This window comes from Caballeronia sp. (assembly GCF_028292365.1).
Taxonomy (GTDB): Bacteria; Pseudomonadota; Gammaproteobacteria; order Burkholderiales; family Burkholderiaceae; genus Caballeronia.
In genome coordinates this window covers 1-5,288 of record NZ_JAQGMM010000344.1, presented here as the reverse complement: position 1 = coordinate 5,288, position 5,288 = coordinate 1, and the positions used below count along the sequence as shown (strand labels likewise).

General features: G+C 56.8%; 7 protein-coding genes and 1 pseudogene. 1 reads left to right on the top strand and 7 read right to left on the bottom strand.

The genetic code is table 11. From position 1 onward, the window contains the following. The 4 genes from JWR14_RS20725 to JWR14_RS20710 form a co-directional block, all read right to left on the bottom strand. The coding region (locus JWR14_RS20725; RefSeq protein ID WP_299710713.1) for a transposase zinc-binding domain-containing protein at nt 1-248 on the bottom strand (248 nt) is incomplete at its 3' end. 26 nt (nt 249-274) lie between these two features. After that, nucleotides 275-1,150: a site-specific integrase gene (locus JWR14_RS20720; protein ID WP_299710704.1), complete on the bottom strand. Its 876-nt coding sequence runs from the start codon at nt 1,148-1,150 to the stop codon at nt 275-277. A 195-nt stretch (nt 1,151-1,345) separates the two neighbouring features. Continuing rightward, nucleotides 1,346-2,134 carry an acyl-ACP--UDP-N-acetylglucosamine O-acyltransferase gene (lpxA, locus tag JWR14_RS20715; RefSeq protein ID WP_299710700.1) on the bottom strand — a complete coding sequence of 263 codons (789 nt, stop codon included), beginning with the start codon at nt 2,132-2,134 and terminating at the stop codon, nt 1,346-1,348. Nucleotides 2,135-2,212: 78 nt separating this feature from the next. Beyond that, nucleotides 2,213-2,890 carry an NAD(P)H-dependent oxidoreductase gene (locus JWR14_RS20710; protein WP_299710710.1) on the bottom strand — a complete coding sequence of 226 codons (678 nt, stop codon included), beginning with the start codon at nt 2,888-2,890 and terminating at the stop codon, nt 2,213-2,215. Between the two features lie 163 nt (nt 2,891-3,053). On the opposite strand from JWR14_RS20710, the gene JWR14_RS20705 reads away from it, so the two are divergent. Further along, nucleotides 3,054-3,449, top strand: coding sequence for a helix-turn-helix domain-containing protein (locus tag JWR14_RS20705; protein ID WP_299710707.1), 396 nt, complete (start codon nt 3,054-3,056; stop codon nt 3,447-3,449). Nucleotides 3,450-3,797: 348 nt separating this feature from the next. Here JWR14_RS20705 and JWR14_RS20700 read toward each other — a convergent pair whose 3' ends face one another. From JWR14_RS20700 to JWR14_RS20690, 3 genes and pseudogenes are all read right to left on the bottom strand, one after another. Beyond that, a complete protein-coding gene (locus JWR14_RS20700) occupies nt 3,798-4,094 on the bottom strand; it encodes a hypothetical protein (protein ID WP_299710696.1) in 297 nt (98 codons plus the stop codon). A 195-nt stretch (nt 4,095-4,289) separates the two neighbouring features. Continuing rightward, on the bottom strand, nt 4,290-4,577 hold the full coding sequence (locus tag JWR14_RS20695; protein ID WP_299710693.1) for a PAAR domain-containing protein: 288 nt from the start codon (nt 4,575-4,577) through the stop codon (nt 4,290-4,292). 355 nt (nt 4,578-4,932) lie between these two features. Continuing rightward, nucleotides 4,933-5,288 (bottom strand): annotated as a pseudogene (locus JWR14_RS20690) (hypothetical protein); the annotation flags it as partial.

Below are 5,288 nucleotides of genomic sequence, written 5' to 3'. Positions count from 1 at the left end.
AGATCTTCCTGGCGTGCGTCTAACCACCGTCGTGCGGCCGTGGCCTGGCACTTTGGGCAGTGTCGGTTGCGGCACGAGTTGTAGGCGACTTCGACAGCCGCGCACCCTTCGCAACGCAACACATGTCCCCCCAGTGCCGCGCTACGGCACTGCTCGATCGCTGACACGACCTTCAACTGACCCAGGCTGAGGTTCGCGGACTCGCGCCACTGTGAACCCAGAGATCGAAAGACGTCAGCCACTTCCAGCGCGCAATGCGCCACCACGGCAGCGGCTATGCGGGATGCAAGTTCTCAAGCGGGCTGATCACCTCGCGCAAAATGTCGGTGGCGACCTGGGCATAGAGTGCGGTAGTTTCAAGCTTCTTGTGGCCAAGCATGACCTGAATCACACGGATATCGACCTTCTGCTCAAGGAGATGGGTGGCGAAACTATGACGCAGCGTGTGCATAGAGACGCGCTTCTCAATGCCCGCAGCGAGCGCCGCAGAATGGATGGCGCGGTTGAGTTGCCGAGCGCTAAGCGGCTCGATCGGATTGAGCCCGGGAAACAACCAACCGCCGTCAAGCATGCGACCCTGGGCTCGAGCCACTCGCCACCAGACCCGCAAGCGCTCGAGGAGGACCGGCGATAACATCGCGTACCTGTCCTTATGACCTTTGCCTTGCTCCACGCGCAGCGTCATGCGTTCGCTGTCGATGTCCCCGACCTTCAGTGCGACCACTTCGCTGACTCGCAATCCCGTTCCATAGGCCACGGCCAACGCAGTTTGATGCTTGAGGTTGGTGGCCGCGGCGATCAACCGGCCGACTTCGTCACGGCTAAGCACGACCGGCAGGACACGGGGCAGATACACGGGATGCATCTTCGCCATCAAGTCATCTCTGCCGAGCGTCGTGTCGAAGAAGAACTTCAATCCGGTGATTGCCGCATTGAGGGAAACAGGAGAAACGCCATGGTCGACCAGATGCAACTGATAGCGCCGCAAGTCCTCGACCGTCGCGGTGTCTGGGGAGCGACCAAGAAACACAGTGAACTGGCGAACCACGCGCAGATACCCCTCCTGCGTCTTCGGTGCGAGTCGGCGCATGCGCATGTCGTCGATCATGCGCTGGCGCAGTGGGCTGATAACTTCGGTAGATGTGGTCATCGCTCGGCTCCTGTCGAGTAACGAGGCGGATTGCCTCATCAATCAACATAGGAAACCGAGCCGGTTTCTCTTGAGGAACCATTTACTTCAAACGCAAAGACTACCGCGCGAGCGGTTTAGTCCGCCGACCCTCATCGGCCTTTCGCGTTTCCGAAAAGCAGACATTCAATCGTTGGACAGGGCCATGACCGTGCGTTATCGAATCAAGCCTCGCGTGGATCGAGCGAGAAAATCGTAAAAAGGCTGAACTTCGGTATGAGCGATCGCAATCTCAGCGATTTCCGGCTTCACCTCTTCAAGAGTCCTTCCGCTCCGGTAAAGCAGCTTGTACGCATTTCGAATGGCTTGTATCGCCTCTTTGCTGAAGCCGCGGCGTTGCAGTCCGGTTGTGTTCACTCCATTCGGTGAAGCGTGGTTACCTTGGGCGATGATAAACGGCGGCACATCTTGCGCAACACCGGAACAGCCTCCCACCATGACATGCGCCCCGATGGCGCAGAGTTGATGGACTGCGCACATACCGCCAATGATCGCGTATTCATCTACGGTTACGTGACCACCTAGCGTAGCATTGTTCGCCAGAATACAGTGGTCGCCAATTACGCAATCGTGGGCGACGTGGGCGTTGACCATTAGAAGGTTGTCGTTACCGACCTTCGTGAGCCCCCCGCCTTGGACCGTTCCGCGATGGATCGTGACACTCTCCCGGAGTCTGTTGCGATCGCCCACTTCCACGACTGTCGCCTCTCCAGCGTACTTCAGATCCTGGTTGTCTTCTCCGATCGTAGCGAACGGATAGATGATGTTGTCGCGACCAATACTGGTGCGTCCGCTTACGACGACGTGAGACTTGAGTACCGTGCCCTCTCCAATCTCGGTATCGCCGCCGATGCAGCAATAGGGACCAATCCGAACTCGAGCGCCAATCACAGCGCCTTCCTCAATAATTGCGCTCGGATGGATGACAGCAGTTTTATCGATCACAAATAAAGCCTCTCAGGAGTGCCACCGTTGGCCTCTCCAGTCGAAGGGGTTGACGGAGGCGGCCTTGGCTCGCACGTCTCAGGCTGCTTTCAGGACGGCGATTTCAGCCAGGGCGGACTGGAGCGCGCGCTGCCGTTGCTCAGGACCGGTATTGACCCCTTCGGCGCGGACAAACGTCATGTTGGTGACGCCGATGAAACCGAAGAAGCCCGCGAGGAAAGTCTCCTGATGATCCATGAAGGCCATCGGCGACGACGCGGAGTAGAACCCGCCACGCGACGATGCAATGATCACCTTCTTGCCGCCGGCGAGGCCTTCCACGCCCGTCGCGGTGTAGCTGAAGGTCTTGCCCGGCGCGGCCAGGCAGTCGATCCAGGCCTTCAGTTGACTCGGAATGCCGAAGTTGTACATCGGTGCGCCGATGACGACGATATCGGCGGCAAGGAACTCATCCAGGGCTACGTTAGTTGCCGCGAATTCATCCTGCGCCGAAGCATCTGACTGTGCACCGCTTCGCACGGCGGCAGACATCATGTCTCCAAGCTCGCCGGCCAGCGCGCCGGCCTCGTACAGTGATTTCAGCTTGGCGAATAGGACGCCCGGTGACTGATGCGGCACAGGCTCGGCAGCCAGATCACGATAGCTGACCGCAAGACCCGGCGAGGTGTCCTTAAGGCGGGTCACGATACTGGCTGACAGTTGGCGACTGACGGACTGGGAGCCCGAGATACTGGAATCGATGTGCAAGAGTTTCAAACTTCTTCTCCGGGATTTGAGGGATAGCACAGGGATCACCCGCGCCGTTCCAAGCGTCTTAGCAAGGAACATTTTGTTCGTTGCACTATGATAGAAGCGGAAAAAGTTCGCACAAGGAGGCACTTTTTTGTCTGATACGAACATTCCTGTTCGCGCCACTGAGGTGGCGGATCCCCGCGAGGGGTGCCGGGAAGTGATCCCTACGCTCGCCCGCATCGGCGACAAATGGACGGTGATGGTGGTCGGCTCGTTGTCGAATGGGCCGATGCGTTACAACCAGATCGCGCGCGCCATTGAAGGCATTTCACAGCGCATGCTCACGCTCACGCTAAAAGGTCTGGAGCAGGACGGCCTCGTCAGCCGGACGATGTATCCGACCATTCCACCGCGTGTGGACTATGAGCTGACAGACCTCGGGAGGTCATTGATCGTGCCCCTACGGGCACTCCGCAGCTGGGCCGTGGAGCACCGGCCCGCGATGCTGGCCGCACGCGAGGAATTTGCAAAGCGGGAGCAACAAACCGGGTTGCGGCAGACGCGCTTCACCGATCCGAAGTAGCGTTTAACGCGGCGACCGAGGCTGAAAAGAGCGTAAGCATCAGGCGTTTCTCGCGCCCTCATCAGCGGACGCGGATCACAGACTGCCAACTCGTGAACGACCTGCTGTACTGCCAATTGTCAACGATCTAAACATCGGTATCGAACGTCCGAAGTTGGCCGGATTTTGCCGGTCGCGAGTACGCACTGCGCTTTTCCGCATGATCCGGGGCAAAAAAAAAACACATAAGGTTGGCTGAAGACTTTGGCTTTTTCCGAGGGCGTGCCAGAATCTGAGAGAATTTCATTATGCCTATCGACGCCGCTGAACGCCCGGCAAGGAAAGCAGGGTGGCAGCGCTTGCCCGAAGTTAGTCCGGCAGTACCCCTTGCTTACAGGATGCCTGCCACTGCTTGACTTCCTCGTCCGGGCTCATGGTGTGCATCTGAATCGCCATTCCGGCTCGTTGCCACTTTTTCATGCAATCTGAGTAGTCCATCTGGACCGCAGCGTCTGAGGCCGCTTGCTGTTCCGCAGGGGTTGGTATCAGCGCGCCATCCTGGTAGGTATCGTCCTTCACGAGATTGCTATTTACATCCCACTTCCTGTAAGCCCCGTTCATCCGGTCATTTTGCCATTCGATATGGGATGTTGGTTTCCCGGTCACGTTGTTAAAGGTGTCTTCGGTGCCGTTTTTCTGTCCGCCGCCGTTTAGTGTCGGATCTGCACCGCCGCTAACAACATCCCGGACACCACTTTATGCAGCAACGAATTCAGCTGTCCAATGACGATCGCCAAGTTGGTCAACGATCCTTCACGTCGGGCACAGCCGGACGCCATTCAAACCCACTGAATCCCAGAACTATGCTTCGGTAGACACCATGTTTTGCGACGCAATCAACGTAGGTGGCGGATGACAACCGCAGATACACAGATCATTGCTGAGGGCAGCATGTCTTCCATCTGGTGCGGTCACCATCTGACGTGGTCCGTCGCATTGGATCCTCCCTGTTGAATTGCAGGACGGACACATCACGCTATCGCCTTCGTGTGCAACGTCTTGCCCGTTCAGTTGAATCGTGGCCGGCGTGGCATGCACTGTTCCGTTAGCTGTCGTCTTGTCGCCATTCAAAATCAGATATCGTTTCATGATGTCTCAAAGGTACTGCATTGCGTTCGAGGATTCAGTTTGACTTGACGACCTCCCCATTACCCCTGGCACTTTTCACTCGATAGGGTTAGTCGAGTTAACGCAATTATTGCGAGCTCGGGCTTACCACTACGCGTTTGAAAATCCTGCCTTGCTCAAAACGATTTACGGGCGTCGTTTCAGTTCCACTCTCGTCACTCAGTCATGTCTCACGGAAGCCCGGCGACTATTCATTCCAAGCCGTTGGACTTTCAGGGTGCCCGAGGATGTTGGATTTCAAGTATCGGCACAGTTTTAGACGGATCGGATGAGTCGGTCGCATTCGCGATCCGATCTCGCCAAACCCGTGCACACCCTATTCCGCCACCAACACAGGCTTGCGATGTTGCTTCCCGAGCTGTCTCGGTAAACTTACCATCACGAGATAGATGCGAACAAGCAGGCCAACAAACCAAAGGGACACTGGCATACCCAATACCGCGAGTGCAAACAACACGCCATTCGTCCCAAAATTCGAAGACAGCAGCCGGCTCAATATCAGATAGAACGGTGCGATGCCCAAAGCGATCCAATAATAGATCTTTGGAAACGGCAAACGTTCTTTGCTGAGTCGTTCGAACAGCATCATTCCAGGTTGAATCCGATAACGAAGATCAGACGTGTTCTCGTCGAAGGCCTGTTCGACGAACGAGGTCGACCTCGTATGCAATA